The 25,627-nt window shown below is 60.5% G+C and carries 20 protein-coding genes and 7 pseudogenes; 11 read left to right on the forward strand and 16 right to left on the reverse strand.

The annotated features are described in order from the left end of the window. Nucleotides 1-262 precede the first annotated feature (262 nt). Entirely contained in the window at nt 263-802 is a 540-nt protein-coding gene (locus AC5WJ1_RS29485; protein ID WP_494477031.1) for a fimbrial protein, read from the reverse strand. Between the two features lie 225 nt (nt 803-1,027). Here AC5WJ1_RS29485 and AC5WJ1_RS29490 point away from each other — a divergent pair, with 225 nt between their 5' ends. Continuing rightward, entirely contained in the window at nt 1,028-1,465 is a 438-nt protein-coding gene (locus AC5WJ1_RS29490; protein WP_494477032.1) for a hypothetical protein, read from the forward strand. Nucleotides 1,466-1,688: 223 nt separating this feature from the next. Beyond that, a complete protein-coding gene (locus tag AC5WJ1_RS29495; protein WP_494477033.1) occupies nt 1,689-2,705 on the forward strand; it encodes a DUF535 family protein in 1,017 nt (338 codons plus the stop codon). Between the two features lie 8 nt (nt 2,706-2,713). On the opposite strand, the pseudogene AC5WJ1_RS29500 reads toward AC5WJ1_RS29495, so the two are convergent. From AC5WJ1_RS29500 to AC5WJ1_RS29525, 6 genes and pseudogenes are all read right to left on the reverse strand, one after another. After that, a pseudogene (locus AC5WJ1_RS29500) lies at nt 2,714-2,863 on the reverse strand (IS110 family transposase); the annotation flags it as partial. A gap of 54 nt (nt 2,864-2,917) precedes the next feature. Next, nucleotides 2,918-3,559 (reverse strand): annotated as a pseudogene (locus tag AC5WJ1_RS29505) (IS6 family transposase). A 33-nt stretch (nt 3,560-3,592) separates the two neighbouring features. Then, nucleotides 3,593-4,282, reverse strand: a complete 690-nt coding sequence (gene msrQ, locus AC5WJ1_RS29510; RefSeq protein ID WP_494477034.1) for a protein-methionine-sulfoxide reductase heme-binding subunit MsrQ — start codon at nt 4,280-4,282, stop codon at nt 3,593-3,595. Next, the gene (gene msrP, locus AC5WJ1_RS29515; protein ID WP_494477035.1) at nt 4,282-5,283 is read right to left on the reverse strand and encodes a protein-methionine-sulfoxide reductase catalytic subunit MsrP; all 1,002 of its coding nucleotides are present in this window, start codon (nt 5,281-5,283) and stop codon (nt 4,282-4,284) included. Before msrP ends, msrQ begins: the two co-directional genes overlap by 1 nt. 59 nt (nt 5,284-5,342) lie before the next feature. Beyond that, a complete protein-coding gene (locus AC5WJ1_RS29520; RefSeq protein WP_494477036.1) occupies nt 5,343-6,296 on the reverse strand; it encodes an MBL fold metallo-hydrolase in 954 nt (317 codons plus the stop codon). 57 nt (nt 6,297-6,353) lie between these two features. After that, nucleotides 6,354-6,872 carry an HvfX family Cu-binding RiPP maturation protein gene (locus tag AC5WJ1_RS29525; RefSeq protein WP_494477037.1) on the reverse strand — a complete coding sequence of 173 codons (519 nt, stop codon included), beginning with the start codon at nt 6,870-6,872 and terminating at the stop codon, nt 6,354-6,356. Nucleotides 6,873-7,005: 133 nt separating this feature from the next. On the opposite strand from AC5WJ1_RS29525, the gene AC5WJ1_RS29530 reads away from it, so the two are divergent. Next, nucleotides 7,006-7,896, forward strand: coding sequence for a LysR family transcriptional regulator (locus AC5WJ1_RS29530; RefSeq protein ID WP_494477038.1), 891 nt, complete (start codon nt 7,006-7,008; stop codon nt 7,894-7,896). Nucleotides 7,897-7,932: 36 nt separating this feature from the next. Here the strand turns inward: AC5WJ1_RS29530 and AC5WJ1_RS29535 are convergent, their stop codons facing one another. The 3 genes from AC5WJ1_RS29535 to AC5WJ1_RS29545 are packed head-to-tail and all read right to left on the reverse strand — an operon-like array spanning nt 7,933 to nt 9,904. Further along, entirely contained in the window at nt 7,933-8,640 is a 708-nt protein-coding gene (locus tag AC5WJ1_RS29535; protein WP_494477039.1) for an HvfC family RiPP maturation protein, read from the reverse strand. 25 nt (nt 8,641-8,665) lie between these two features. After that, nucleotides 8,666-9,514 (reverse strand): HvfB family MNIO-type RiPP peptide maturase, encoded by an 849-nt coding sequence (locus tag AC5WJ1_RS29540; protein WP_494477040.1) that lies wholly within the window; start codon nt 9,512-9,514, stop codon nt 8,666-8,668. Nucleotides 9,515-9,532: 18 nt separating this feature from the next. After that, a complete protein-coding gene (locus AC5WJ1_RS29545; RefSeq protein ID WP_494477041.1) occupies nt 9,533-9,904 on the reverse strand; it encodes an HvfA family oxazolone/thioamide-modified RiPP metallophore in 372 nt (123 codons plus the stop codon). Nucleotides 9,905-10,032: 128 nt separating this feature from the next. Between AC5WJ1_RS29545 and AC5WJ1_RS29550 the strand changes: the two are divergent. Beyond that, nucleotides 10,033-10,401, forward strand: a pseudogene (locus AC5WJ1_RS29550) (IS6 family transposase); the annotation flags it as partial. Nucleotides 10,402-10,802: 401 nt separating this feature from the next. Here the strand turns inward: AC5WJ1_RS29550 and AC5WJ1_RS29555 are convergent. After that, nucleotides 10,803-12,044 carry a cystathionine gamma-synthase family protein gene (locus AC5WJ1_RS29555; protein ID WP_494477042.1) on the reverse strand — a complete coding sequence of 414 codons (1,242 nt, stop codon included), beginning with the start codon at nt 12,042-12,044 and terminating at the stop codon, nt 10,803-10,805. A gap of 438 nt (nt 12,045-12,482) precedes the next feature. On the opposite strand from AC5WJ1_RS29555, the gene AC5WJ1_RS29560 reads away from it, so the two are divergent. Together AC5WJ1_RS29560 and AC5WJ1_RS29565 are read left to right on the forward strand one after the other, a co-directional pair. Further along, nucleotides 12,483-13,778 carry an IS701 family transposase gene (locus tag AC5WJ1_RS29560; protein WP_494477043.1) on the forward strand — a complete coding sequence of 432 codons (1,296 nt, stop codon included), beginning with the start codon at nt 12,483-12,485 and terminating at the stop codon, nt 13,776-13,778. A gap of 244 nt (nt 13,779-14,022) precedes the next feature. Then, the gene (locus tag AC5WJ1_RS29565) at nt 14,023-14,715 is read left to right on the forward strand and encodes an IS6 family transposase (RefSeq protein ID WP_494477044.1); all 693 of its coding nucleotides are present in this window, start codon (nt 14,023-14,025) and stop codon (nt 14,713-14,715) included. 190 nt (nt 14,716-14,905) lie between these two features. Here the strand turns inward: AC5WJ1_RS29565 and AC5WJ1_RS29570 are convergent, their stop codons facing one another. After that, the gene (locus AC5WJ1_RS29570) at nt 14,906-15,742 is read right to left on the reverse strand and encodes a CPBP family intramembrane glutamic endopeptidase (RefSeq protein ID WP_494477045.1); all 837 of its coding nucleotides are present in this window, start codon (nt 15,740-15,742) and stop codon (nt 14,906-14,908) included. A gap of 338 nt (nt 15,743-16,080) precedes the next feature. Here AC5WJ1_RS29570 and AC5WJ1_RS29575 point away from each other — a divergent pair. After that, nucleotides 16,081-16,709, forward strand: a pseudogene (locus AC5WJ1_RS29575) (IS6 family transposase). A gap of 232 nt (nt 16,710-16,941) precedes the next feature. On the opposite strand, the gene AC5WJ1_RS29580 reads toward AC5WJ1_RS29575, so the two are convergent. Both AC5WJ1_RS29580 and AC5WJ1_RS29585 read right to left on the reverse strand, forming a co-directional pair. Further along, nucleotides 16,942-17,313 carry a hypothetical protein gene (locus AC5WJ1_RS29580; RefSeq protein ID WP_494477046.1) on the reverse strand — a complete coding sequence of 124 codons (372 nt, stop codon included), beginning with the start codon at nt 17,311-17,313 and terminating at the stop codon, nt 16,942-16,944. Between the two features lie 34 nt (nt 17,314-17,347). After that, a pseudogene (locus AC5WJ1_RS29585) lies at nt 17,348-17,543 on the reverse strand (YqaE/Pmp3 family membrane protein). Nucleotides 17,544-18,077: 534 nt separating this feature from the next. Between AC5WJ1_RS29585 and AC5WJ1_RS29590 the strand changes: the two are divergent. Next, nucleotides 18,078-18,818 (forward strand): IS6 family transposase, encoded by a 741-nt coding sequence (locus AC5WJ1_RS29590; RefSeq protein ID WP_494477047.1) that lies wholly within the window; start codon nt 18,078-18,080, stop codon nt 18,816-18,818. Between the two features lie 88 nt (nt 18,819-18,906). Here AC5WJ1_RS29590 and AC5WJ1_RS29595 read toward each other — a convergent pair. Then, nucleotides 18,907-20,868: pseudogene (locus tag AC5WJ1_RS29595) on the reverse strand (DEAD/DEAH box helicase); the annotation flags it as partial. Between the two features lie 63 nt (nt 20,869-20,931). On the opposite strand from AC5WJ1_RS29595, the gene AC5WJ1_RS29600 reads away from it, so the two are divergent. Continuing rightward, nucleotides 20,932-21,663, forward strand: coding sequence for an IS6 family transposase (locus tag AC5WJ1_RS29600; protein WP_494477048.1), 732 nt, complete (start codon nt 20,932-20,934; stop codon nt 21,661-21,663). 158 nt (nt 21,664-21,821) lie between these two features. On the opposite strand, the pseudogene AC5WJ1_RS29605 reads toward AC5WJ1_RS29600, so the two are convergent. Beyond that, a pseudogene (locus AC5WJ1_RS29605) lies at nt 21,822-22,400 on the reverse strand (transposase); the annotation flags it as partial. Nucleotides 22,401-22,437: 37 nt separating this feature from the next. Between AC5WJ1_RS29605 and AC5WJ1_RS29610 the strand changes: the two are divergent. Together AC5WJ1_RS29610 and AC5WJ1_RS29615 are read left to right on the forward strand one after the other, a co-directional pair. Beyond that, nucleotides 22,438-23,129 (forward strand): IS6 family transposase gene (locus tag AC5WJ1_RS29610; RefSeq protein WP_494477049.1). Its coding sequence is split into 2 segments (ribosomal slippage): nt 22,438-23,071 and nt 23,071-23,129, totalling 693 coding nucleotides; the frame shifts between segments, so codons are not numbered across the junction. A 203-nt stretch (nt 23,130-23,332) separates the two neighbouring features. After that, entirely contained in the window at nt 23,333-25,552 is a 2,220-nt protein-coding gene (locus tag AC5WJ1_RS29615) for an AsmA family protein (protein WP_494477050.1), read from the forward strand. Nucleotides 25,553-25,627 lie beyond the last annotated feature (75 nt).

A 25,627-nucleotide genomic window follows, 5' to 3' on the forward strand; every position in this document is an offset into this window, starting at 1 on the left:
ACGGGCCTGGGTTCGATGCCGGCTGTAGAGCAACGCGTTGCATTCCGTGATCCCGCGCCGTGCAAGCTCCCTCTGCAATCGCTCGGGGCCGAAGGTCTCACGGGTTGACCAGCGTCTTGACGGAAATCGACAGGCGCTAGGGTGCCTCGCTGGCAGCCAACATGGCGCGCCAGCTTCACTGCCTCTTCACGATCGGGAAAACAAGGCCGAATCCAGAGCGGGCGGATGGCATGACGGGGAGATCCCGCCATCCGCATCCCATTTAGTTGTAGCTCAGGGTGTACATCACGCTGGAGTTGGCCGGACCGGTGCCGGCCGCGCCCGTGGCGTAGTACTGGACGAAGTATGGCAGTGTGGCCGAACCCGAAGTAATAGCCACCGAATGCGAGTTCTGCTGCGCATCAGCAAATCCAGCCTTGATGGGAGAGAGATCATTGCCGTTGAGCAACTGCATTTGCACATTGGTCGCACCACCAGTAACGATCAGGTTACCGGTCGACGCATCGGTCGTCGGGCCCGCTTCAAAGAAGGTGTGCACGGTGCCCGTGCTCGGAGTGCAGCCGGTCAGGACGATGTTGAACGGCGTGCGGCCTGCGGTGGAGCCCGCACTGCCCAAGACGCCGCTCGTCACGGTCGGCAGCGTGACGATGAAGTCCTTCGTACCAGTGCTGTTGCCGTCGACATTGCAGGTATTTGCGGTGACCTGACCGTTGAAGGTTATGCTGCCGTCAGCTGCGGCAGCAAACTGCGAAGCCAGGCCCAAGCCGAACACAACCAGCGTCGAGAGAAGAGATTTCTTCATGATGATGAATAGACAAAAATAGGCAGGATCAAGATTGGCGCTCGAAGACGGATTTGGACCCCGCTAATCCATCCACCCAGTGATACAGTTACAGTAAGTCCTATCTGCACTATCGCAGAACAGGATAATATGGGTATGCCACCCGAAGAATCTGAATTTTTCACAACTTGGCTGATCATACGCAGGGCCATCGCATGAAATGTGACGGAAATCTAAACTGCGGCAGTGAATAACCAGAGTGGCGTCATTCAATCGACCGGCACCCTGGCAGTCGATACCCACGGGCAGACCTACGACAACAGTCAGGGCGGGCTGACGGTGGCCAACGGGGCCATGAGCCTCAACACCGGCGCCCTGAACAATGCGGCGGGCACGATCTCCGTCCAGCACGCCGTCACCGTGACCGGAACCACGCTGGACAACACCGGAGGCACCGTGGTGGCGGGCGGACCGCTGGCGCTCGCCGGCGACAGCCTCGCCAACGCAGGCGGCAAGGTCGCTTCCAATGCCGACGCCACGTTGCGCATCGCCAATGCGCTGGACAACACGGCCGGCCTCACCCATGCAGGCGGCACGCTGGATGTGCAGCCTGCACAGTCATCAACCGCAATACGCTGGGCGGCACGGGCCATGTGCATCAGCATGTCGACGTGTATTCAATGACACCATCTGATCATTCGCAGGCATCGGATTTGACAGACGTTTGCCATTCTGAAATATTTCAATCCGTTGCGAATTCTTACAAGTTGCAGTTTGCACAATAAGTGCTGCCCCTCCTGGGGAAGCAATCCGCCACGCGCGAGGCCACGCACATTGAGGTTGCGGTCGCCATTAATTTAGGGATTTCTACGTCGTGTATGAGTCGTTGTCGTTTGTCCGGTGGTTGATGGTAGCAAGCGACCGGGGCATCCATCTGTTTAATCCACTTGGCTACATCCGCTACCTGATCTCGCTTGCCGCCTTGGCCAAATTCTGCCATCCGACGGGCAGCCGAAAGTGCTGGAGCCGGCGTCTGAGGTTTGTGGTCCGCTCGCTGGCACACGGTCGCTACGCGCGGCAATGGTTGGCTTCCATTGCCGCGTGCTCGCTAATGCAGCGCGCTGTCATTGCCAGGCCGGCGCTACTGGAGCGCCCATTTCGGCCGTTGGGCTGGATGGGGCTGCGGTTCGTCGAGCGCCTGCGGCTCGTGAGCCAGCACTACGCCATCCTGCGCGGCGCGCTGCCGCTCCACATCTGCCAGCACATATATGTAGGCGGCGGGCTGGACGCCATGCAACACGACGGCCGCTATCTGCTGCGGTTGGCCGATTCCGCGCCAAATCCAAAGGAGGGAGAGCTGGCGTTCTACTGGCTGGATACCGTGGCAGCGACCTGCCTGGTCCAGCTGAGCTTCTACCTGAAGCCATCTGCGGACGGACCCGAGATCTTTGTGGGCGGCCTTCAAGGGCCTCGCGGTGAACGCAGCCGTGATCTGATCCGCGAATCCACAAAGGCCGGAGACGGCCTGCGGCCCAAGGACGCCGTGACCGAGGCATTACTGGCCTTCGCGTCCCAGATCGGCGCCCGACGCATTGTTGCAGTTTCGCGCCGAAATCACGTGGGCCGACAGCGCAGCACTCCGCGCGAAATTCATGCCGACTACGAGAGCTTCTGGATGGAGTGCGGCGGCATCGCGCTGCCCTGCGGCAACATCGAGCTTCCTGTGAACCCGCCGCTTCGCGACCCTACGACGCTGCCGTCTAAAAAACGCGCCGCCTACCGACGCAAGCAGCAGCGCGCCGATGCCATCCGGCAGAACGTTAGTCAGTGGCTGGCGCTTCCGGCCGTCAGCAACACGAGTGATGCCGTTGCGCGCGTTTGTATCGTTGAGTTCAGGTCTGCGCAGTCTGCCGCGCTGCGGTAGGCACATAATCGGGACAGAAGGGCTCTGTCGCAGTATGGGGCTTCGCCGTATTCTGTCAACAGCCCCCGCAGGCTGTTGATTTGCATCGTACGCAACTTCACCAGTTGCTGGCGCATCCGGTGTAGCGCCAGCAACGCCTGCTGTGCTTCGGTTTTTACGATTCTGTCGCGATAACGCCGGCGCGGCGAAGCCAGCAAGTGAAGCGGGCTGGTTTATGAAACCAGGGAATAGAATTGCTGTGCGGCGGACAAACGGGTCCCATTGGGGCAGTTCATCTGCCCCTTGGCGATCATGTGCATGGTCTCGATGCCACCCACGATGATGCGTGCGCATCGGAATTTCTTGAACCCGAGCATGGGCCGCGTTCGCCGTTTGATGGCCCGGTGGTCCTGCTCAACAATGTTGTTCAGGTACTTGCGCTGACGGATCCTGATCGGCGTTTCACGCTGCGCGTTCACCGCATGCAGTGCGGCCAGGTTGGCTCCACTTTTGTCGATGGTCACGATATCAGGTGCGCCGTTCTGGCCAATGGCTTTCTCAAAGTAACGCCGCGCAGCAGCCTTGTCCCGGCGAGCGCGCAGCAAGAAGTCGACGGTGTTGCCGGCCTTGTCCACTGCGCGATAAAGGTACGTCCATTTGCCGCGCACCTTGAGGTAGGTTTCGTCCATGCGCCAGCTCTTGCCGACCGGGCGCTTGTGGCGACAAAACGCTTTCTCGAACAATGGCAACAGCTTGATGACCCAGCGGTGCACGGTCTAATGATCGACCGCGAGGCCGCGTTCGGCCATCATTTCCTCCAGATCACGCAGGCTCAGCGAATACGCCACGTACCAGCGCACGCACTGGGGAGCCATTCTCCTGCAACTCGAGGAAATGTAATTTTCTGATTATTCTTGTCTCTTGATACCGGATCCGTTGGAACGCGCCTTGCGCCAGAAACGACTTCCAAGCAGCAGAAACACCACTGCTGCGTAGATCGATACCTCGTCAAAGTCGTTCTTGCCGGCCTTGTGCCACCAGAAGTGCAGGATGGCAAGCACCGCAATGCCATAGACTACGCGATGCAGCACCTGCCAGCGCTTGCCGCCAAGCCAGCGCACCATTGCATTTGTCGACGTGACCGCCAGCGGAATCATCAGCACGAATGCGACGAACCCCACAGTGATGAATGGCCGCTTGCCGATGTCCTTGATTATGTAGGCCACGTCAAAGCCGCGATCGACTACGAGCCACAGCAGGAAATGCAGCACGCCATAGAAGAATGCGAACAGGCCCAGCATGCGACGCAACCGGATCAGCCAGATCCATCCGGTGATGCGGCGCAGTGGCGTAACCGCGAGCGTCACACACAGTATTGCGAGCGTCCACGTGCCAGTGGAACGGGTGACGAACTCGAGCGGATTCGCGCCAAACCGCGCCGTGACGCCGAGGTAGATCAGGCGTGCGAACGGCAGCATCGCCAGGCACCAGACGGCGAGCTTCACCGCCTGTACGTGCTGGGGCGAGAGTTTTGCAATTCCACCGCCTGGCTTTCTTGGCGCTCGCACCGCGGCTGCCGGTAGATCACGCTGCACCATCAGAAGAACTTCCTCAAATCCATGCCCTGGTAGAGCGATGCCACCTGGGCACCGTAGCCATTGAACGGCAGGGTCCTGCGCTTTGGCGCGAACAGCGCCGAAAAGCCGCCACTGCCCTTGTCCTCGCCGATGCGCCGTTCCGTGGCCTGGCTCCAGCGGGGGTGGTCCACGTCGGGGTTCACGTTCGAATAGAAGCCATACTCGTTCGGCGCGGCAATGTTCCAGCTCGTTGGCGGCTGCTTGTCGACGAAGCGGATCTTCACGATCGACTTCGCACTCTTGAAGCCATACTTCCACGGCACCACCACGCGTACTGGCGCGCCATTCTGGTTCGGCAGCACTTCCCCATACAGCCCGAACGTCAGCAGCGCCAGCGGATGCATGGCCTCGTCCATGCGCAGGCCTTCGCTGTAGGGCCAGTCCAGTACACCGCTGCTGATGCCCGGCATCTGTTTCTTGTCGGCGAGCGTAATGAACTGGACGTACTTCGCACCGGGCTGCGGCTCGACCCGCCTGATCAGCTCCGCCAACGGATAACCGATCCAGGGAATCACCATCGACCAGCCCTCCACGCAACGGAGCCGATAGACGCGTTCTTCCATCGGCGCGAGCTTGAGCAGTTCGTCGAGGTCATACACCTTGGGTTGCTTGATCAGCCCCTCCACCGCAACCTGCCAGGGGCGCGGCCGCAGCGTGCCCGCGTACCGCGCCGGGTCGGACTTGTCGGTACCGAACTCGTAGAAGTTGTTGTAGGCCGTGACATCCTCGTAGGGCGTACGCTTCTCCGTCACCAAGTACGAACCATTCACGGCTGCGGCCAGCCTGGGCAGCTTGCCGGGCGTGCCCTGCGCGAAAGCCTGCTGCGCGAACCACGGCGATACCAGGCTACCTGCGGCGCCCATCGCCAGCAGGCGCCGACGCGTGGCGAACACGTGTTGCGGCGTGATTTCCGATGCAGCGATGTCGTCGCCACGCAGCCATTTTGGGGAAGGAATCAGCATATGAAAGGTAGTGGGAACAACGTCAGGTGAGAACTCCGGTGCTGGCCGATTCCACATAGCTATGGCGAATAGCAGTCCAGATCGCTTGCCACGCTCACCTGCCCCGTATAGTGCTGCCGAATGCGGCGTAGATCGTCCGGCAGCGCGACAAGACTGCGCGCCATCAAGTGACTGAGGACAAGATGCTTGACATGGGCGGCTTCGGCCTTGATGCCGATCACGCTCGGCCGGACATGCAGCCTGGCTGCCACCGGGTCGGCATCCTCCGGGACGGCCATGTGCATCACGAGGATATCTGCATGCCTGATCATGTCCCTGAAGGGCGGATTGTCGCCATTTTGATCGCCGCTGGAGGCAATCGTGTGGGTGGGCGTGCGCACCAGATAGCCAAGTGCCGGTACCGGTCCATGGCTGACAGGCACGGCGGAAACGGTGAGGCCCGGCGACTTGAACACAACCTCTGGACTATCGCGGTGAACATCGACTTCGGCAGGCTCCAGCTTGAAAAGGCCATCGGTGCCGTCGAGTGCGCCCGCGAGATAGGCAAACGCGCCATTGGGATCGGCGAATCCCGCCGACAGGAAGGTTTTCAGGCCGGGAAATGGAGCCCCTGCGCTCGGACCGCTCACAGGCAGTGCGGTCAAACGTTCCGAGAAAAAGCCAGCCTTGACGAGGGCTGGAAGATCCGCGACATGGTCAGCATGAAAATGTGTGAGCGCGATCAGGTCCAAGTCTTCGATGCGGGCCTTTGCCTCGCCGAAGCGGAGGAAGACGCCTCCCCCAGAGTCCACGAGCACGCGGCTGTGGCCATCGATCCAGACCAGATAGCCGCTGCTGGCCCGATGACCTTCCGGAACCGGGCCACCGGCGCCCAATACCTGTAGGGCGAAACCGCGAGCACAACCTGACGAGGCAAGTGCCGAATTGCTGCAGATCAGCAGTGCCGCGGCGCTGAGCAAGAGCACACGGCACGCCTTGGTCCATGGGCCGCATGTCAGGAGGGTTGGCTTCATGAGGCATCTAGCTATTGTCGACAAGCGGGCCATCGTCGATGACCTTCGCATCCGGAATCAGCGCGTAGCCAGCAGTCGGCGGTGGAGCCAATAGTCCAGGCTGAACTTGCCGGCACCCTGGAAAATCAGCGGCAGGAACATCACCAGATAGATCAGGGGCAGCTTGTAGTTGCCGTGGCCATCGTCGGTGATGACATAGCCCATGGCGAGTTCGGAGAGGCTGTGCCATTGATCCGGCCAGTGCACGGCTGCAATGGCGACGACGGTGAGGACGGTTAGTGAGACGCTAAAGAACCGGGTACCGAGCCCGATGACCAGGGCGATCGCACCCACAAGCTCGAATCCTGTGGCCAACGACCAGCTTACGTCAGGGGGCACATGATTGAAAGGAAACGGGAACCGGTCCTGGACGTCGCTGAACCAGTTGCTTCCGTTCCACTTCTCGACACCGGACGCCCAGAACTCGACGGCAAGCAGCACGCGCAGAACAAGGGGGGCAACCCAGGCGCCAACACCGTCAAGCGCCGACAGGAATTGTTGAATCGGTTGAAATGCCGGTGCAAGCACGTTCTTCATGGAAAGATCTTGGTGGACGCAAATAGTTGATGGCCAAATCGTAAGGGGTGGACCGGGATCGAGGAAATCGTCATTTTTCATCACGCGATAGCTTCGTGTTATGTTCACTGGCTGAGCACTTAGGAAGCCCGCCATGGAGATCTACCAGATACGCTACTTCCTCGCCGTGAGCGAGACGCTGAACTTCACGCGCGCCGCGGAGCGATGTTTCGTCTCCCAGCCAGCGCTCACCAAGGCGATCCAGAAGCTTGAGGAATTGCTTGGCGGTCGGCTCTTCGATCGCACTAAGAATGCCGTGCAAATGACGGAGCTCGGGCGGGCAATGCTTCCCAACTTCCAGCAGATCTATACAACGGCCAACCAGACGCGTGAGCAGGCACGGCGCCTGCTGCGCGAGCAGCGTGTGGTAATTCGCGTGGGGGTGATGTGCTCGGTCGCATTCAATGTGCTCCTGCCCGGCTTCCTCGCATTCCAGGCGGCACAGCCCAAGGTGGACCTGCAGTTCCGGGAAGGCACGATGGAAATGCTCACGGATGCACTCGACAAGAACGAGATTGATGTCGCCGTAATGGCAGCCCCCTATGAGTATCCCAAGCGCTTTCGCGCAGCAGCCCTCTTTCGCGAGGACTACGTAATCGCACACGGGCCGGTACACCGTTTCGCCCAAATGTCCGAGGTCTTGGTCCAGGACCTGAAGGGGGAAGCGTACTGCGAACGGTTGAACTGCGAGTACTCCGACTACATTGACAAGACGCTGCGGGATTTCAACGTGGAGGTTGAAACCGTACAGGCCAGTCCCCGGGAAGATTGGATCCAGTTGCTGGTGCGAGCGAACTTTGGCATCGCCTACATGCCGGTCTCCCTGGCGCGCGAGGCAGGCATCGCCTTTATCCGCACAGCGGACTGCCCGTTCGCGCGGGAAGTCAAGATTCTCACGCTGGCCGAACGCCCCCAAACCGACGCCATCTCGAGCCTCGTGGAAGCGCTGTCGACGTTCCAGTGGCCAGCGGATTTGGCTGCTTAGCGTGCCCGCCAGCCCCAAGGGCGCGGTGGCCAAGCCTTAATCCATGGCTAGAACGATCCCTTGTTCCACGAGATCCTCTAGCAGGTGCTGCAATTGTGCGGGACTGGGGCGAACCTCGGTCGCCTGGGCCAGACGATCAAGCGTTTCCCCCAGGTTGCCCATGGATGTCTGTAGCAATTCGAGCAATGTATAGGTCACGAGATTGGTCTCGGCAAAGCACACATTGTCGTCTGCATCCCGCCAGACCATCAGTCGGGTCGTTTGAACCGTGACAGGCTCGGCATCCGCGCCGATGCGATGTACTGGATAGGGGTAGCAGGCCAGGCGCAGCGTCGGGTTTAGCCCAAGATTGGGCAAGAAGGATTGAGGTTGTCCATCCGGATGGGTATGTACCGCCAATTCCAGTGCCTCGTAATGTGCGAGATACGCGAGATAGGCAGGCTCATCTGGCAAACGTTGCCGTCCATCCTGGAATAACCACTGAACAAATTCCTGGGCAATCTGATGAAAGTACGGCGTGGCGGCACGGTGTTCTGCGAAGAACCTCAGACAGAGGGCACGCCAACGCTCTTGCCCCAACATCTGCTGGATCACGGGAAAGCAGGCATCGAGGAAGCCGCAGAAGTTATTCAACAGCAGCTCGCGATAGAGCATCAGCCGCTCGGGAGCGACTCCGGCAGGCCCAGAATCAGCTTGCGGCTGGCGAATGCAGGCCGTGAACAAGCGCTGATAGCGCTGAAACACGGGTTCCTGCGCTGGTTTGATGGTCTCAGGCGGCCTGTGCATGAGTCATCCTTTCTGCAATGGCCTGCGTGCTGGCGATCCGGTCGACTTCGACCAGCAAATCACAAAGACGCGGAAGGTTGAAGTCGCGCTCCAGCAAAGTGGGCCGCACACCGTGACAGGTGTAGGCATGCGCCAATAGCGCCCACACCGGGTCGATGACGTCGGTACCGTGTGTGTCAATCACTAGCGTCTCGCTCTCCCGCGAATGCCCGGCGACATGGTAGTAGGCAATGCGCTGGGAAGGTAGCGATGAGATGTAGGCGTAGGGGTCGATGCCGTGGTTGACGCTGTTGACAAAGACGTTGTTCACGTCAAGGTGGATCAGGCAATCCGCCTCCTGGGCCACGGCGCGCAGGAATGTTGCTTCGTCCATCTCGTCGATCGGGGATGCCGCGTAGTAGGAAACATTCTCCACGCCGATGCGCTGGCCGAGCATGTCCTGCACCTGGCGGATACGTCGGGAGACATGCTCGATCGCGTCGGCAGTGAAGGGGATCGGCATCAGATCATACAGGCAGCCATCGTCAGCGCAGTACGACAGGTGTTCGGAATAGAACGGCGTGCGTAGTTCGCGCATCAGCACGCCGACGCCGGCGACCAGCTCCTGGTTCAGCGGGGCAAAGCCGCCAAGGTTCAGGCAGAGACCATGCGCAACGATCGGCACCTGTTCGGCCAGCTTGCGCAAGGCTTGACCTTTGGCACCACCGATACCGATCCAGTTTTCCGGGGCGATCTCCAGGAAATCTACGGCCTCGGGAATAGACTCGGTCAGCGGTGCAATCAGCTCGCGCCGCAACCCCAGGCCTGCGCCGCGCCAACCTTGCGTGTTCATGCTCTCAGACCTTTACAGTTACGACTTGGTGGCGCCGCAGCTGCCGTCCTTGTGCTTGGCATCCGCTGCGTTCTTGTCCGCGCCGCACTTACCCTCGGCAGCCTTCTTTTCTGCGCCACAAGTCCCATCCTTGGCCTTCTTGTCCGCGCCGCAGGTGCCGTCCTTGGCCTTGTCGGCAGCCTTCATCTTGTTGGCCCCGCACTTGCCCTCGCCGCACTTGCCTTCCTTCATCTTGCTGCCCGTATCGGCCTGGGCGACGAGGTAACCCTGATCAAGCGGCTTGACCGCAAAAGGCGAAGCGTCAGCCGCGTGGGCGATGCCGGCAAGGCCGACGGTGGAGAGTACGGCGCTGGCGATAAGGGTGGAGATATTGCGAGTCTTATTTTGCATGGATCGGCTCCTTGACCGAGCGTTGTTGAAGAGGTGAGTGGATTCTGCCGACGCGGCCACGCGCGGGGAAATGGTTGTTTTTCAGTGATCGATAACCGGTGGATATGACTGCGCGGGTTTTGTCGCCGCTGCGCGCCCAGCGTGACAAGGCCGCAGCACGGCGGTTTTTCGAGAAGGCCATCGCGCAGCACGGCCAGCCTGACACGGTGACCATCGACGGCAGCCCGGCCAACCTGGCGGCGCTGCACGACCTCAACGCCGAACGGGAAACTCCCATCGCCATTCGCCAGGTCAAGTACCTGAACAACGTCGTCGAGCAGGACCATCGGGCCATCAAGCGCCAGACTCGACCCATGCTTGGCTTCAAGGACTTCCGCTGCGCCCGCATCTTGCTGGGCGGCATCGAACTGATGCACATGATTTCCAAGGGCCAGATGCAATGCACCGAAGGGAGCAGTCCGTCCGCTGCAGAGCAGTTCTATTCGCTGGCAATATAAACCCAATCAACCCGGCGAGCTCTTCACGTCCTCACTGGCTTACTGCGACATAACCTGTCAGCATCACCTCCAGCGGATAGTGCAGGCGCTTCAATACCTTCGCAATCTCCGCGTTCATCACCACTGCCAACCTCGCCTGAGTTCGATACCGGCTCATTCTACCGGAGGCCTATTGCGACAAAACCCGTCGCCCTCTTCCAGCCTGACTTCCCCCACTTCGGGCACACAAAGCAGTCTCTGATGAACGGCTGCTATCAGCCTGGACCGGTCATCGGGCCGGCCGCCGCGTGCGGCGGGTCATGGACGGAGACGGTCATTGGCGGCGAGGTAGCGGAACTGGATGCGCTACAGACTAGGGCAGGCAGGGCGCTGGCCTCGTTCCCAATATTGGGGCCCGAACGTTAAGCCGCCAACTTCAGCGCTTGCAAGAAGTCGGCGATCAAGTCGTCAATGTCCTCGATGCCTACCGACAGCCGCAGCATACCGTCGGAAATGCCCATTGCCTTGCGGGTTTCTGGGCCGGCTTCGAAAAAGATCGTCGGTGCCACAGGGATAATAAGCGTGCGCGTGTCACCGAGACCGGTCGCCTTGATCGGCAGTTCCAGCGCGTTGACGACTTCAATCATGCGCTCCGCGTTAGTCAGTTCGAACGACAAGAGCCACGATGCGCCCTTAAACAGCTGTTGCGCGATGCCGTATTGCGGATGGCTCTTCAGGCCGGGATAAAGCACCCTTCCGATGGCTTCGTGCCCTTCCAGAAAATGCGCGAGCGCGAGCGCGTTTTCGCTGCATTGCTTCACACGCAAGGCGAGCGTTTCCGCCCCTACCGAGATGGCGTGCGCCTGCTCTGACGACAATGCCGCGCCCATGTCGCGCAGGCCCTTCTTGCGGATCTGCAGGAGCCCCTGTTCCTTTGTCGTCGAACGCCGGTACTCGTCAGCAATGTTGGGATACGCGCTCCAGTCAAACAGGCCTGTATCGGTCACGGCTCCGCCAAGCGCGGCGCCATGGCCCGCGATAGTCTTCGTCAGCGAGTTGATCACGAGGCTTGCGCCGACCGACTTCGGCTTGAAAAGTGCGGGTGAGGTAATCGTGTTATCGACAACATACGCGATGCCATTCTCGCGGCATACACTGCCGATGCGATGCAAGTCGGGAATCTGCGTGCCCGGATTCGCGATGGTTTCGACGAACACCATGCGGGTATTCGGGCGGATCGCGTTCTTCACCTCTTCGACGGAACATGCGTCGACGGTCGTCACTTCGACGCCGAGCGTGCGCAATGTCCCGAATAAGCTGTTGGTGTTGCCGAACACGTAACGGCTCGATACGAGATGGTCCCCCGCGCGCAAGAGCGTGAGAAACGTCGCCGTGATCGCCGCCATGCCGGTACTGAAACAGATTGTGCCGACACCTTCTTCCAGGCTGGTGATCTTTCGCTCGAGCGCGGCGGTCGTCGGCGTGCCCTGCCGCGCGTAGTTGAACCCGCCCTTCTTCGTGCCCTGGAACACGCCTATCAGATCCTCGACGCGGTCGAACCCATATTGGACGGATGCGTGAATCGGCTGATGAACGCCGCCGTGTTCCGTGCCCGTCTTTCTATCGCCGTGAACGATGCCGGTAGTGAAGCCTTGCTTGTCCATTCTGTTTGCGCCTTTCGATTCGATTAGTTGGAACGATTATCGCCGGTAACCGATGGCTGGCGAAAGCTTGGGCGCTGATACCTATGCTTTCAGTGCGTGTCCCATCATGATCGCCGCCGTCACGGAGGCCGTGGACGCGAAGGCCTCCGACTGCTGGAAGGCATGAAAAAGGACGGCGCGGCAGCGGAGGCCGAGCGGACCATGCAGGATGTGCGTTGGGTGCCTGAGCCGATGCGCTTACGCCCGGTGAAGGCCGGGAAGAAGAAGGGGTGCAAGCTGGTGGTTCTTCAAGCTGGCGGGGGACTGAAAAGAAAAGCGCCAAGCGGAAAGGGGACCGCTTGGCGCAAGACCTAACAGACAACGATAAGAGTCTAGTCTTACTGTGTCAATAAACTCATGCCATTATAGAGTCTTCTTCAGACTTGGCATGAGGAATCCATGGACTGGGAAGCGTCGTTCGACGAGTATTTGGAACATCTCTGTGAGGCGCTCGGGCACAGTGACAGGAGATCGGGGCTGGCGGGCTATTGCCAAGGGCTGATGTTGCCGATCAAACGCAAGAGCGTCGAACCTCTGGCGGCGCATTTAGAGCCGGAGCGAATAAGCGCGCGACACCAATCGCTGCATCATTTCGTGTCGAAGTCGGAATGGTCCGATGCAGCGCTGCTTGAGCAGGTGAGGCGCTGGGTGTTGCCGCACATGAATCCGGCGAACGGGTTGTTCTGGATCATCGATGACACCGGCTTTCCCAAGAAGGGTAAGCATTCGGTTGGGGTGGCGAGACAATACTGCGGGCAGTTGGGCAAGCAGGACAATTGCCAGGTGGCGGTGAGTCTGTCGGTAGCCACTGAAGAAGCCAGCTTACCGGTGGCGTACCAGCTCTATCTGCCTCAGGAGTGGTGCGACGATCCGGAAAGGCGGCAGCGAACTGGGGTGCCGGATGAGATCGTGTTCGCGACCAAACCGCAGATCGCGGCGATGCAACTGCGCCAAGCGCGGCAAAGCGGGGCGCCAGATGGCATCGTGCTGGCTGACGCCGCTTATGGCAATGACACCGCGTTTCGAGATGCTGTCAGTGAACTCGGGTTGCAGTACGCGGTAGGGACGCAGTCCAGTACCCATGTGTGGGCGCGGGGCACCGCACCATTGCCGGCTGAACCTGCAATCGGCAAGCCAGGCCGTCCGCGCAGCCTGCTGCGCCGGGCGCCGGGACATAAGCCGCTCTCGGTCAAGACGCTGGCGCTTGGGCTCGATCAATCCTGCTATCGCACCATTACCTGGCGTGAAGGCACCCGAGCCATGCTGAGTTCGCGATTTTCCGCGGTTCGCATCCGCACATCGCACCGCGATTACTGGCGAGCCACGCTGCGTGACGACGAATGGCTGCTTATCGAATGGCCCGAAGCCGAGTCCGAACCGATCAAATACTGGTTGTCCACACTGCCCGAAAGCGCACCGCTCGAACATCTGGTCCACGTAGCGAAGATGCGCTGGCGCATCGAGCGCGATTACCAGGACCTCAAGCAGGAGTTTGGTCTGGGCCACTATGAAGGACGGGGTTGGCGCGGTTTTCACCACCACGCATCCCTATGCATTGCTGCTTACGGATTTCTCGTCGCACAGCGCCTGATCCAGGGCGGCAGTAAAAAAAACGGCGCAATCCGCAGCCAGTCTGCCTTACCCTCGGATTACGTGCCGCGCGGCTCCCCAGCGCGCACAGCGACACGTGCCTGATTCCATCACCAGCCTACGCTGGCGCATTGCTGCTTTCATTGCCCAACGACTCCATCGATGTCCGTTTTGCGCTGGTAGCCCCTAAACTAATGACACAGTAAGATTAGGAGAGGTGGTGCAGATGGTTTCTGAAAAAATCTGACATTGGTGTTCCAAGTGCAGGGCCATTGCATGAAATGGTTTTGTCGCAGTAAGCTCGGGGTAGAATTTCCGGAGTCGAACTCAGCCAGTGTGGGCAGCGGTGATGAATCCGGAAGTTGCGAAGGTATTGAAGCGCCTGCACTACCCACTGGAGGTGATGCTGACCTGCGTGCGCTGGTATGTCGCCTATCCGCTGAGCCTGCGCCATCTCGAAGAGATGATGGCCGAGCGTGGCATCTCGGTGGACCATTCGACCGTGCACCGCTGGGCGCTCAAACTGCTGCCAGCGTTGAACAAGATCTTCCGCCGGCACAAGCGACCGGTGGGCAAGAGCTGGCGCATGGACGAGACCTACATCCTGGTACGCGGCCAGTGGAAGTATCTGTACCGGGCGGTCGACAAGGCGGGCCATACCATCGACTTCCTGCTGCGCGCCCAGCGTGACAAGGCCGCAGCACGGCGGTTTTTCGAGAAGGCCATCGCGCAGCACGGCCAGCCTGACACGGTGACCATCGACGGCAGCCCGGCCAACCTGGCGGCACTGCACGACCTCAACGCCGAACGGGAAACACCCATCGCCATTCGCCAGGTCAAGTACCTGAACAACGTCGTCGAGCAGGACCATCGGGCCATCAAGCGCCAGACTCGACCCATGCTTGGCTTCAAGGACTTCCGCTGCGCCCGCATCTTGCTGGGCGGCATCGAACTGATGCACATGATTTCCAAGGGCCAGATGCAATGCACCGAAGGGAGCAGTCCGTCCGCTGCAGAGCAGTTCTATTCGCTGGCAATATAAACCCAATCAACCCGGCGAGCTCTTCACGTCCTCACTGGCTTACTGCGACATAACCCGCGCAAGCGGGCGCGGTCGCCGTCCGCGGCTTCCTTGACCGGACTGAACTGCGTGTGTGTCACGCCGACGATGCCGCAGGCACTCAACCCCAGCACTGAGGCGAGAAGCGCCAAGTCCGTTTTCCACCTGCGCCCTACGTCAAGTCGTTGCATGTAGAGCTCCCATCCTGTGCGCCACGTCCCAGCGCCTTCCGCAGGATCACAGCACCCGTAATGCCACAGATAATCGATATGCTCCAGACCCAAAGCGGCAGGCCGGACATTAGCCCGACCCCGTTCGCTGCGAGCACCATGATCAGCGAGTTGATGCCAGCATGTAGCAAGATTCCTGGCCACAGAGATTGGGTGTGCAGGAATAAGGTGGCAGCAATGAGGCCGACCACGAAAGCGATTACGAACTGGTAGACATTCATATGCGCCATGCCGAAGACGAACGCCGAGTAGACCATTGCGTCGGCGGGTGCATAGCGCCTGAGTAGACCGCGTAGCAAGATGCCCCGGAAGAACATCTCCTCGACAAATGGCGCGATTCCACATACCAATACCCAGACTCCCAAGCCGAGGCCCTGGCCAGAACCGTCCGATAGCCCGAACATGTCTGCTTCGCTGGTAGACATTGGGAGCAACTTCTGAAGCCACTCAACGGCCACGCCGTCCAATAGCACAATCAGCGGTACCACGAACATGATCGGCAGGCTAAGTGCGCCCATCGTGGAGGCGACGTTGGCGGTACCATTGTGAAATAGCTCGCGGTACGTCATGTCCCGCTGCTGCAACAGCACACTGAACACTACACCATACGCCAACACGCGGACCAGCGATGACGCCGCCATCGGTTCCAGTCCGTGGCTTGTCAGCGTTCTGTGAAGCAGTATCGAGAAGATGACTTCCGTGAACCATGCAACAAACGTGAGCGCCAATGCCCATAGAAAAGACATCGGCGGGGAATCGGTCGGATTAGTAGGTCGCATCAGAACTCCAGTAGTTATAGAGGGCGCTGCCGCCCTCCACGAAATTGCTTGCGCCAAATGCAGCCATTGGGGCACCAAACTACGCAACCCACACCGCTACCCATGCACAATCCTGTGCCGGTGGAAGCGGAAATTCCGCCGGTGACCACTTTGATCGCATCCATGGCAGGTGCAATTGAGTCAGCTTTTGTGAAATCAGCGAACTTTTGGGTCTCCGTATAATTAAATAGCTTATTTCCTTGCTGACTCTGGATCCATGAAAGTCAACTCTGGAGGCTCGAAGCCTCGACCACACTGACATAGTTTTGACGGTTTTGTCGCAATAAGCCTCCGGTAGAATGAACCGGTATCGAACTCAGGCAAGGTGTGCAGTGGTGATGAACGCGGAGATTGCGAAGGTATTGAAGCGCCTGCACTATCCGCTGGAGGTGATGCTGACCTGCGTGCGCTGCTGCCGGCGTTGAACAAGATCTTTCGCTCTCGCAAGCGCCCGGTGGGAAAAAGCTGGCGCATGGACGAGACCTACATCCTGGTACGCGGTCAGTGGAAGTACCTGTACCGGGCGGTCGACAAGGCGGGCCATACCATCGACTTCCTGTTGCGCGCCCAGCGCGATAAGGCTGCGGCGCGGCGCTTTTTCGAGAAGACCATCGCGCATAACGGCCAGCCCGACTCAGTGACCATCGACGGCAGCCCGGCCAACCTGGCGGCCCTGCGCGACCTCAACGCCGAGCCGGGAGCTCCCATCGCCGTTCGACAGGTCAAATATCTGAACAACATCGTCGAGCAGGACCATCGGGCCATCAAGCGCCAGACTCGACCAATGCTTGGCTTCAAGGACTTCCGCTGCGCCCGCATCTTGCTGGGCGGCATTGAGCTCATGCATATGATCGCCAAAGGCCAAATGCAGTGCCACGAAGGGAGCAGTCCGTCGGCTGCGCAGCAGTTCTATTCCCTGGCTGCATAAGGCAACAGCGCCACCAGGGTTCGTTCCCGCCCTCGCTCGCTTATCGCGACGGAGCCACGCCAGCCGTTCGACCCGAACGGAGGGGGAGGCCGGCTATATGATTATCAGAGCCAACGGGGGGATATAGGCCACCCACGACTTAGGCGCAAGCGGGACAACAGTGCTGCCAGGCGGGGTCGATTCGCTATCCATCATTGTCATCGTGTGTGGTTGGGGGGTATTGCCAAAAAGACTACTGGCACTTGCCAGCAGCTTTCAACAGCGCATTGCAGGACGCGCCGCTTGCGGCTCCCGCCTGCTTCACCGGCTTGCCCGCTTCGGTGCAGACCGGATCGGACACCACACGGCCCATGTAGGAAACCGTGCCGGTCACGTAGCAACGGTATCTCTTGCCCGAACTGGTGGTGACGGCATAACTGGCCTTCACGCCATCGTCAACGCGGTCGGAAATCGTGAACTTGCCCTTATCAAGACCAAGGGCAGTGGCTGTATTCTGTTCAATGGCGTCGTTGCTCACCGCAACAGATGCACAGCCCACAGCCAGCGCCGCTACTACCGCGACAGCCGAAGCCATTGCTGAGCGTCGGAGAGATGCTTTGTTCATAGGTTTCCTCCTTTAGGCCGACCCGCCGCATTGATCACGTCCGTTGAGCGAGCGCCTTCTCGATCTTCTTGTCGGTCTTGTACTGGCTCAATGTGTACACGGCCCAGATAGTCGCTGGCAGCCAGCCAATCACGGTGATCTGTAGAAGCAGGCAGATCACTCCGGGCAATCGGTTTGCCAATGGTGAAAAACGTTAACCATGGCAGAATCAAAGCAATCAGAAAGCGCATCTTTTCTCTCCGTCGTTTGGTGGCTCGTTACTGGTTTCCCTCGCCGGGACTTTCGAACGCAAACGGCCGCCAATCCCTGAATCGATCGCAGCACAGCTGCAGTACGTCTCTGAACTCCGTAAAGCCAGACACTGTCGGATTCTTCCGAGGCCCTAAGGACAGGCGAACAGAGCGAACGAGCCAGGTGGCGCTGGCTGGCATGAGTTCAGAAATGTTCATACATTCAAGCTGCCTTCAACTGTATCAAGATGCTGGGAAGCAGAAACTGAATTTTTCTAATGCATTCGTCTGAGATGGAATGCAAATTGCCAAAATTTTGCAAAAAATTGTGACTATGACAATTAAGTGAAATCATTTTCATGATTTAATATTATCTAATGTCTGATTTTCTGATTATTTAATTCCAGGCAGAGCCACCGCTTTGTGCGCTTAGCTTGATAACCGGTACGGCACTGTCAACTTGCCGATAGGGAGGTAAGGCCGTGGGCGCTGGCGGGGGGTACTGTCACGTTGGCGACCAGGTAAGATCGGGAGATGAAGAAGAAAGCATCTCGTTGCAGCTGGCCTGCAGCCGCCAATCCGATCTCGTACAAGGGCTATCGTTTTCCCGCCGAGGTGATCCGCTATGCCGTGTGGTTGTACTACCGGTTTCCGCTGAGCCTGCGCATGGTCGAGGAAATGCTGGCCGCGCGTGGCATTGAGGCGACCTACGAAACCGTGCGGCGCTGGTCAGTGCACTTCGGCCTGGCCGTCGCCAAACGCATTTGCAACACAGCACTGGGCCGGGGTGACAAGTGGCACCTCGATGAAGTCGTGGTGACCATCCGCGGCAAGAAGCACTGGCTGTGGCGCGCGGTGGATCAGCACGGCGCCATGCTCGACGTGCTGGTCCAAAGCCGGCGCGACCAGGCCGCGGCCAAGCGGCTGATGCGCAAGTTGCTCAAGCGCCATGGACGTCCGCGTGTGATTGTCACTGACAAGCTGCGCAGCTACGCGGCGGCCAACAACGAGCTGGGTCTGACGGTCGAGCACCGGCAGCACAAGGGGCTGAACAACCGGGCCGAGAACAGCCACCAGCCCACGCGGGTACGAGAGAAGGTGATGCGCCGCTTCAAGTCGGCGCGCCACCTGCAACGCTTCGCGTCGGTGCATGGACAGATTTCAAACCTTTTCATGGGGTGTCGATACCATCGCGATGCCCAGCACAAACGGCAGGCTCGCACCCAGGCCATGCAGGCCTGGGAAAGGGCTTCGTGCGTCCGCTGGATGGCATGACCGGCGGTCCACACTTGCCCTGCGGCTTTTCTCGGCCAATTTCCAACAACGTGACAATACCCGATGGAATGTTGCCGAATCGGCGACGTTATGTTCCGGTTCTGGTTCGTGAGCGAGATTGTGCTGCCGGTGAGGCTGGCTGCGTAGCCGGAATCGGTTCGAAAAGCGCCTCGATGTCGTCGGCGGAGAATTTGACCGCACCGGCGGCATCCTCCGACAGGATGGCGTCAGCCAGCGCCGCCTTCTTCTCCTGCATCGCGACGATTTTCTCCTCGACGCTGCCGGCGGTGATCAGCTTGTAGACGAACACCGGCTTGTCCTGCCCAAGACGGTGGGCCCGGTCTGTGGCCTGATTCTCGGCGGCCGGATTCCACCAGGGATCGTAGTGGATGACAGTGTCGGCAGTGGTGAGGTTCAGACCAACGCCACCCGCCTTCAGGCTGATCAGGAAAAGCGGCACTTCGCCCTCGTTAAAGCGCTTGACCGGCGCGACGCGATCGGTCGTTTCCCCGGTCAGCATGACGTAGGCAATCCCAGCCTTGTCCAGTGCCGCGGCAATCAGGTCGAGCATGCCGGTGAACTGCGAAAACAGCAGGATGCGGCGGCCTTCCTCGATCAGCTCGGGAACCATGTCGAGCAGTAGCTCGAGCTTGGCGGATTCCTTGATGCGGGCCGCTTGCTTGATCTTGACTAGGCGCGGGTCGCAGCAGATCTGACGCAGCTTGAGCAGCGCGTCGAGCACGATGATGTGGCTGCGCGCAAGGCCTTTGGCGGCAACCGCTGCGCGGACTTTCTCCTGCATCGCGGCGCGCACTGTCTCGTACAGATCACGCTGCGCGCCTTCGATCTCGACCGTACGCACGATCATCGTCTTGGGCGGCAACTCAGTCGCCACTTCATCCTTGCGTCGTCGCAGCATGAACGGTCGCATGCGCCGCGCGAGCAGGTCCCGTCGCACGGTATCGCCACCCTTTTCAATGGGCGTGCGCCAGCGGCGCGTGAAATCCTGCCGGGAACCGAGGAAACCGGGCAACAGGAAATCGAACTGAGCCCACAGCTCGCCCAGATGGTTTTCGAGGGGTGTTCCTGTCAGGCACAGGCGGTGCCGCGCGCGTAACTCGCGGATGGTCACCGCTGACTTGGTGGCAGCATTCTTGACGTACTGCGCCTCGTCCAGGATCAGCAGGTGATAGTCTTGCTTGGCTAGGGCTTCCTGGTCGCGCCACAGCAGAGCGTAGGTCGTCAGGATGAGGTCATGCTCGCCGATCTGGTCAAAGCGTTCGTGACGCGCTGGCCCATGCAGATCCAGCACCCGCAGAGACGGTGCGAAGCGCTGCGCTTCGGCACACCAGTTGTGGATGAGGGTCGTCGGCAGGACGATCAGCGCGGGCCGGTCCAGCCGGCCGCTTTCCTTCTCGGCCAGAATGTGGGCGAGCGTCTGAATGGTCTTGCCCAGCCCCATGTCGTCGGCCAGCACGCCGGACAAATCGTGTTCGCGCAGGAACTGCATCCAGGCAAGCCCCTGGCGCTGGTAGGGACGCAATTCGGCCATCAGTCCGTTGGGCACTGGCACGTTGGTGACTCCGGGGCCGGCCATCAGGCGCTGTGCGAGCTGGCGGATCGAGGCATCGCCGTGGAACTGCCAGCGCCCGGTCTGGTCTAGCGCATCAAGCCGTGCGGCATCCCACTCGGAGATGCGCATCCCTTCGCCCAGTGAGTCAAACAGGTCAACCAGGACGCGCACGACGGGCTTGAGCCGATCGGCGCGCAGACGAATCCGTTCGTTCCGATCGGTTTTCAGGTCGATCGCTTCGTCGTCGGCAATCGCATCGATCTGGCCCGAGAGCCAGCGCGTGTCACGGCGAAAGAGATCGGCCAGCAGCGGCTCCAGCCTGACCGCACGACCGTTGACGGTAATACCCACCTCAACGTCGAACCAGCCGTCGCCGCCCTGACGCAGATTACCGTCGATCGCATCGATCTCGATCACGTTGTGGCGGAAGGCCTCGCTCATCTCGACGCGCCAGCCGCTTTCCCTGAGCGCTGGCACGCCCAGTCTCATGAGGTCTGACCAGGGCACTGTCACGTTGGCGAGGTCGCGTAAGATGGCGCGATGAAGAAGAAATCGCTCTATCGCGGTCACCGTTTCCCCGCCGTCATCATCAGCTGCGCGGTGCGCTGGTATTTCAGGTTCAACCTGAGCCTGCGCGATATCGAGGAACTGCTGTTCGAGCGCGGTGTCGTCGTGACCTACGAGACCATTCGCCGCTGGTGCGATAAATTCGGCGCGGGGTTCGCGCATCGTGTGAAAGCCGCACGGCGCAAGCCGGGGACCACCTGGCATCTCGACGAGATGTTCGTGACGCTGCGCGGCGAACCCTACCTGCTATGGCGGGCGGTCGACGAGCATGGCGCCGAACTCGACATCCTGCTGCAGAAGCGGCGCGACAAGGCCGCGGCCAAACGCTTCTTCCTACGCGTGCTGCGTTCCTGCCCAGCGCCGCGCAAGATTGTCACGGATCAACTGCGCAGCTATCCGGCCGCAAAGGCCGACATCCCGGAACTGGCCGGCGTCAAACATGTATTCGTGAAGGCTGCCGCTCACGTGAACAATCGCGCCGAGAACAGCCACCAGCCGACCCGTGAACGCGAGCGGCGCATGCGTGGATTCCGCGACCCGAAGCGCACGCAGGCCTTCCTGTCGAACTTCGGCCCGATCCGGCAGCACTTCGCGCTCAAGCGTCATTTGCTGCGCGCTTCGCTCTATCGCAAACACCTCGCTGCGAGATTCGCTACCTGGCACGAATTCACCGAAGTGGCCCAAAATCCGTCAACTGCTTCCTGAGCAATAGGCCCGCCGTCACGGCGTTGCCTCCCTATCGGCAAGTTGACAGTGCCCGACCCGGTTATCTGCAAACAGGAAGCGGGGCAAAGGGAAGACCCAATCAGAGCCATGGCTTTTCACCAGTCGCAATACCGGGCTCGTTCCCCTTGCACCGCCTTTTAGCCAAAGCAGCGGGTTACGTCAAATGGCTTGTGCTCCCGAAGCATGTGATAGCAGGCGCGCGCCAGCTTGTGCGCCAGCGCCTTGATCGCGACAATCCCGTTACGTGCACGTTTCTTGCGCTCGTAAAAGCGCCTGGCTTCCGGGCACGAGCGCATGGCGAAGTTCGCCGCCTCGACAAATGCCCACGCCAGATACTTGTTGCCGTTCTTTGTATTGCCTTCGCCTTTCTTCCTGCTATTGCTTTCGCGCCGGCTGTCCACACTGCCGGGCACCGACTTCAGCAACACGTAGTCGGGTTGCAGTTTCACCCGCTCTATGAGTCGATTCTCGAGGATTTCGATCTGCTCCTGCAAGGTTTGCATCACCGCCAGATTGGCCTGCATCGCGAGTGCCACATCCGGTGCAAAGCCGAATTCGCTGACCTGTGTCTGATCCAGACGCTTGACCCGTTCACCCCGCATCTGCCCACCAGTGTGGCGTGAGAACAGGTTCTCGATCGCGAGGATCTGGGCCGTTCGACACTGCACCAGTTGCATGCGCTTGCGGGTTTTGTCGCAATAAGCCTCCGGTAGAATGAGCCGGTATCGAACTCAGGCGAGGTTGGCAGTGGTGATGAACGCGGAGATTGCGAAGGTATTGAAGCGCCTGCACTATCCGCTGGAGGTGATGCTGACCTGCGTGCGGTGGTATGTCGCCTATCCGCTGAGCCTGCGTCATCTCGAGGAGATGATGGCCGAGCGTGGCATCTCGGTTGACCATTCGACCGTACACCGCTGGGCACTGAAGTTGCTGCCGGCGTTGAACAAGATCTTTCGCTCTCGCAAGCGCCCGGTGGGAAAAAGCTGGCGCATGGACGAGACCTACATCCTGGTACGCGGCCAGTGGAAGTATCTGTACCGGGCGGTCGACAAGGCGGGCCATACCATCGACTTCCTGCTGCGCGCCCAGCGTGACAAGGCCGCAGCACGGCGCTTTTTCGAGAAGGCTATCGCGCAGCACGGCCAGCCTGACACGGTGACCATCGACGGCAGCCCGGCCAACCTGGCGGCGCTGCACGACCTCAACGCCGAACGGGAAACTCCCATCGCCATTCGCCAGGTCAAGTACCTGAACAACGTCGTCGAGCAGGACCATCGGGCCATCAAGCGCCAGACTCGACCAATGCTTGGCTTCAAGGACTTCCGCTGCGCCCGCATCTTGCTGGGCGGCATTGAGCTCATGCATATGATCGCCAAAGGCCAAATGCAGTGCCACGAAGGGAGCATCCGTCGGCTGCGCAGCAGTTCTATTCCCTGGCCGCATAAGGCAACAGCGCCACCAGGGTTCGTTCCGCCCTCGCTCGCTTATCGCGACAGAGCCCAGCATCGCCTCAACAGCCGGCCACGCGCTCAACTGGCACACCCCACTGCAAGTCCTTGCTCAGGTCCTGGCCAACCCTTCGGACCGGCTTTCCGTTCAATAACCTGCGGGGTGTTGCACTTCGCACTTGAAACCGCCAAGAATAACGATGCGTACTTCCAGCAAACTCGCCCTCGGACTGGTCATTACACCCGTCGTCATTGTGACGGCGGCGGTCATCTTTGTGCTGACGTTCGATTGGAGTCACGCCAGGCCGTACTTGAGTGACCGCGTGTCCCAGGCCATCGACCGCCCCTTTGCCATCAATGGCGACTTGGTACTCACCTGGAACAAGCCCGAAGGCGAATCTGGCTGGCGCGCTTACGTGCCGTGGCCGCGCCTGATCGCCAACGACATCACCATCGGCAACCCGGAGTGGGCCAAGCAACCGCACGTGGTGACCGTGCGCCAGCTCACCTTCGTGCTGGAGGCACTGCCGCTGCTGGCGCACCACATCGTTATCCCGAGCGTGGCGCTCGATACGCCGGCCATTGCGCTGGAGCGCGACAAACAGAACCGCAACAACTGGACGTTCAAGTTCGCGGGCAATGAAGCCGGCGACAATGTGCCCTCCGACTGGAAACTGCAGTTGCGCGAAATCGCCTTCAGCAAGGGCACGTTGGCACTGGATGACGACATCAAGCGCATCCACCTGGCCGCCACCATCGATACGATCGACAACCAAGCGCTGTATGCCGCCGCCAGCGGCACGGCCATCAAGGGCGAGGTGCAACCGGCCTTGGTACCCCTCTCCGGTGCTGGCGCGAAGGGGCCCGTCGCGCCCGACCCGCAGCAGCCCTACGGCATCGCCTGGACGGTCAAGGGCACGTACAACAAAGCCGCCATCAACGGCAGCGGCAAGGCCGGCGGTGTGCTGCGCTTGCAAGACGCGCGACACCCCTACCCGCTGCAAGCCGACGTGACGGTCGGTAAGACGCGCATCGACCTGGCCGGCACGCTCACCAATCCGGCCAGCCTCACCTCGCTGGACCTGCGCCTGCATCTCTCGGGCGCGAGCCTAGCGCAGTTGTATCCGCTGACTGGCGTGGTGCTGCCCGAGTCGCCGCCGTTCGACACGCGCGGCCGATTGATCGGCGAGCTGCGCAAGCAGGGCTCGAGCTGGCGCTACGAGAAGTTCAGCGGCCGCGTGGGCGGGTCCGACCTCGGCGGCACGCTCACCTTCACCATGCGTGAGCCGCGCCCGCAATTGACCGGCGAGTTGGTCTCGCACCAACTGCTGTTTGCCGACCTGGCCCCGATCATCGGCGCCGACTCCAACGCCAGCAAGGCACGCCGCGACGAGACCGTACGCCAGCCGGCCGACAAGGTGCTGCCGACCGAGCCATTCCGCACCGACCACTGGAAGGCCATCGACGCCGACGTGAAGTTAACCGGCGAGCGCATCGTCCACAGCAATGATCTGCCGATCGACCGCCTCGTCACACACGTCAAGTTGCAAGACGGGGTGCTCACGCTCGACCCGCTCAACTTTGGCATCGCGGGTGGCACACTCACCTCGAACATCCAGCTCGACGGCCATGCCACGCCGATGCAGGCGCGTGCGGCACTAGCTGCGCGGCACGTCAAGATCAAGCAGCTCCTCCCGAACGTGGATTCGATGCGCGCCAGCGTGGGTGAGGTCAACGGCGACGCGCGGCTTTCCGCCACTGGCAACTCGGTCGCCGCGCTGCTCGGCGCGTCCAACGGCGAGGTGAAGCTGCTCGTGGAGCAAGGCACCGTCAGCAAGTTCATCCTCGAAGCCATGGGACTGAACGTCGGCAACGTGATCCTGACCAAAGTCTTTGGCGATAAGCAGGTCACCATCAACTGCGCGGCCGCCGACTTTGCCGTGAGCAACGGGCTGGCGCAGGCGCGCACCTTCGTGATCGATACGCAGGACGCGGTCATCGACGTGACCGGCGCGACCAGCTTCAAGCAGGAGGCACTGGACTTCACCATCCACCCCGATTCGAAGGGGCTGCGCGTGTTCTCGCTACGCACACCACTGTATGTGAAGGGCACTTACAAACACCCGGATGTGTCGATCAACCCGGCTGTGGTTGCGCTGCGCGCGGGTGCTGTGGTGGCGCTGGCATTTGCAGCACCGATTGCGGCTGTGCTGCCGGTGCTGAACTTCACGCCCGCGCCGGAGAGTGCATGCGGAAAGCTGCTGGCCGACGTACGCCAGCGCCCGACCGCCCCGCCACCGGGTAAGACGTATCGCAGCAAGAATCCGGGCCGTACACCGGAGGGTGAGCTGAAGTCGACGCAGCCGGCCTCGCACCTCGCGCCGCCGCCCGCGCGCGACGCGATGACGTCCGGTGGCTGAGCGGCACGCCGGCTCTGATAATCATATAGCCGGCCTCCCCTCCGTTCGGTGTTCACTGCTCGAGGCGCGGGACAC

It is taken from the genome of Cupriavidus sp. MEYA8 (genome assembly GCF_059278825.1).

Excerpts from the sequence above, each read along its gene's own strand:
- AC5WJ1_RS29485 (WP_494477031.1), bottom strand. The coding sequence starts at position 802 with ATGAAGAAATCTCTTCTCTCGACGCTGGTTGTGTTCGGCTTGGGCCTG.
- AC5WJ1_RS29495 (WP_494477033.1), top strand. The coding sequence starts at position 1,689 with ATGGTAGCAAGCGACCGGGGCATCCATCTGTTTAATCCACTTGGCTAC.
- msrQ (WP_494477034.1), bottom strand. The coding sequence starts at position 4,282 with ATGGTGCAGCGTGATCTACCGGCAGCCGCGGTGCGAGCGCCAAGAAAG.
- msrP (WP_494477035.1), bottom strand. The coding sequence starts at position 5,283 with ATGCTGATTCCTTCCCCAAAATGGCTGCGTGGCGACGACATCGCTGCA.
- AC5WJ1_RS29520 (WP_494477036.1), bottom strand. The coding sequence starts at position 6,296 with ATGAAGCCAACCCTCCTGACATGCGGCCCATGGACCAAGGCGTGCCGT.
- AC5WJ1_RS29525 (WP_494477037.1), bottom strand. The coding sequence starts at position 6,872 with ATGAAGAACGTGCTTGCACCGGCATTTCAACCGATTCAACAATTCCTG.
- AC5WJ1_RS29530 (WP_494477038.1), top strand. The coding sequence starts at position 7,006 with ATGGAGATCTACCAGATACGCTACTTCCTCGCCGTGAGCGAGACGCTG.
- AC5WJ1_RS29540 (WP_494477040.1), bottom strand. The coding sequence starts at position 9,514 with ATGAACACGCAAGGTTGGCGCGGCGCAGGCCTGGGGTTGCGGCGCGAG.
- AC5WJ1_RS29545 (WP_494477041.1), bottom strand. The coding sequence starts at position 9,904 with ATGCAAAATAAGACTCGCAATATCTCCACCCTTATCGCCAGCGCCGTA.
- AC5WJ1_RS29555 (WP_494477042.1), bottom strand. The coding sequence starts at position 12,044 with ATGGACAAGCAAGGCTTCACTACCGGCATCGTTCACGGCGATAGAAAG.
- AC5WJ1_RS29560 (WP_494477043.1), top strand. The coding sequence starts at position 12,483 with ATGGACTGGGAAGCGTCGTTCGACGAGTATTTGGAACATCTCTGTGAG.
- AC5WJ1_RS29565 (WP_494477044.1), top strand. The coding sequence starts at position 14,023 with ATGAATCCGGAAGTTGCGAAGGTATTGAAGCGCCTGCACTACCCACTG.
- AC5WJ1_RS29570 (WP_494477045.1), bottom strand. The coding sequence starts at position 15,742 with ATGCGACCTACTAATCCGACCGATTCCCCGCCGATGTCTTTTCTATGG.
- AC5WJ1_RS29580 (WP_494477046.1), bottom strand. The coding sequence starts at position 17,313 with ATGAACAAAGCATCTCTCCGACGCTCAGCAATGGCTTCGGCTGTCGCG.
- AC5WJ1_RS29590 (WP_494477047.1), top strand. The coding sequence starts at position 18,078 with ATGAAGAAGAAAGCATCTCGTTGCAGCTGGCCTGCAGCCGCCAATCCG.
- AC5WJ1_RS29600 (WP_494477048.1), top strand. The coding sequence starts at position 20,932 with ATGAAGAAGAAATCGCTCTATCGCGGTCACCGTTTCCCCGCCGTCATC.
- AC5WJ1_RS29615 (WP_494477050.1), top strand. The coding sequence starts at position 23,333 with ATGCGTACTTCCAGCAAACTCGCCCTCGGACTGGTCATTACACCCGTC.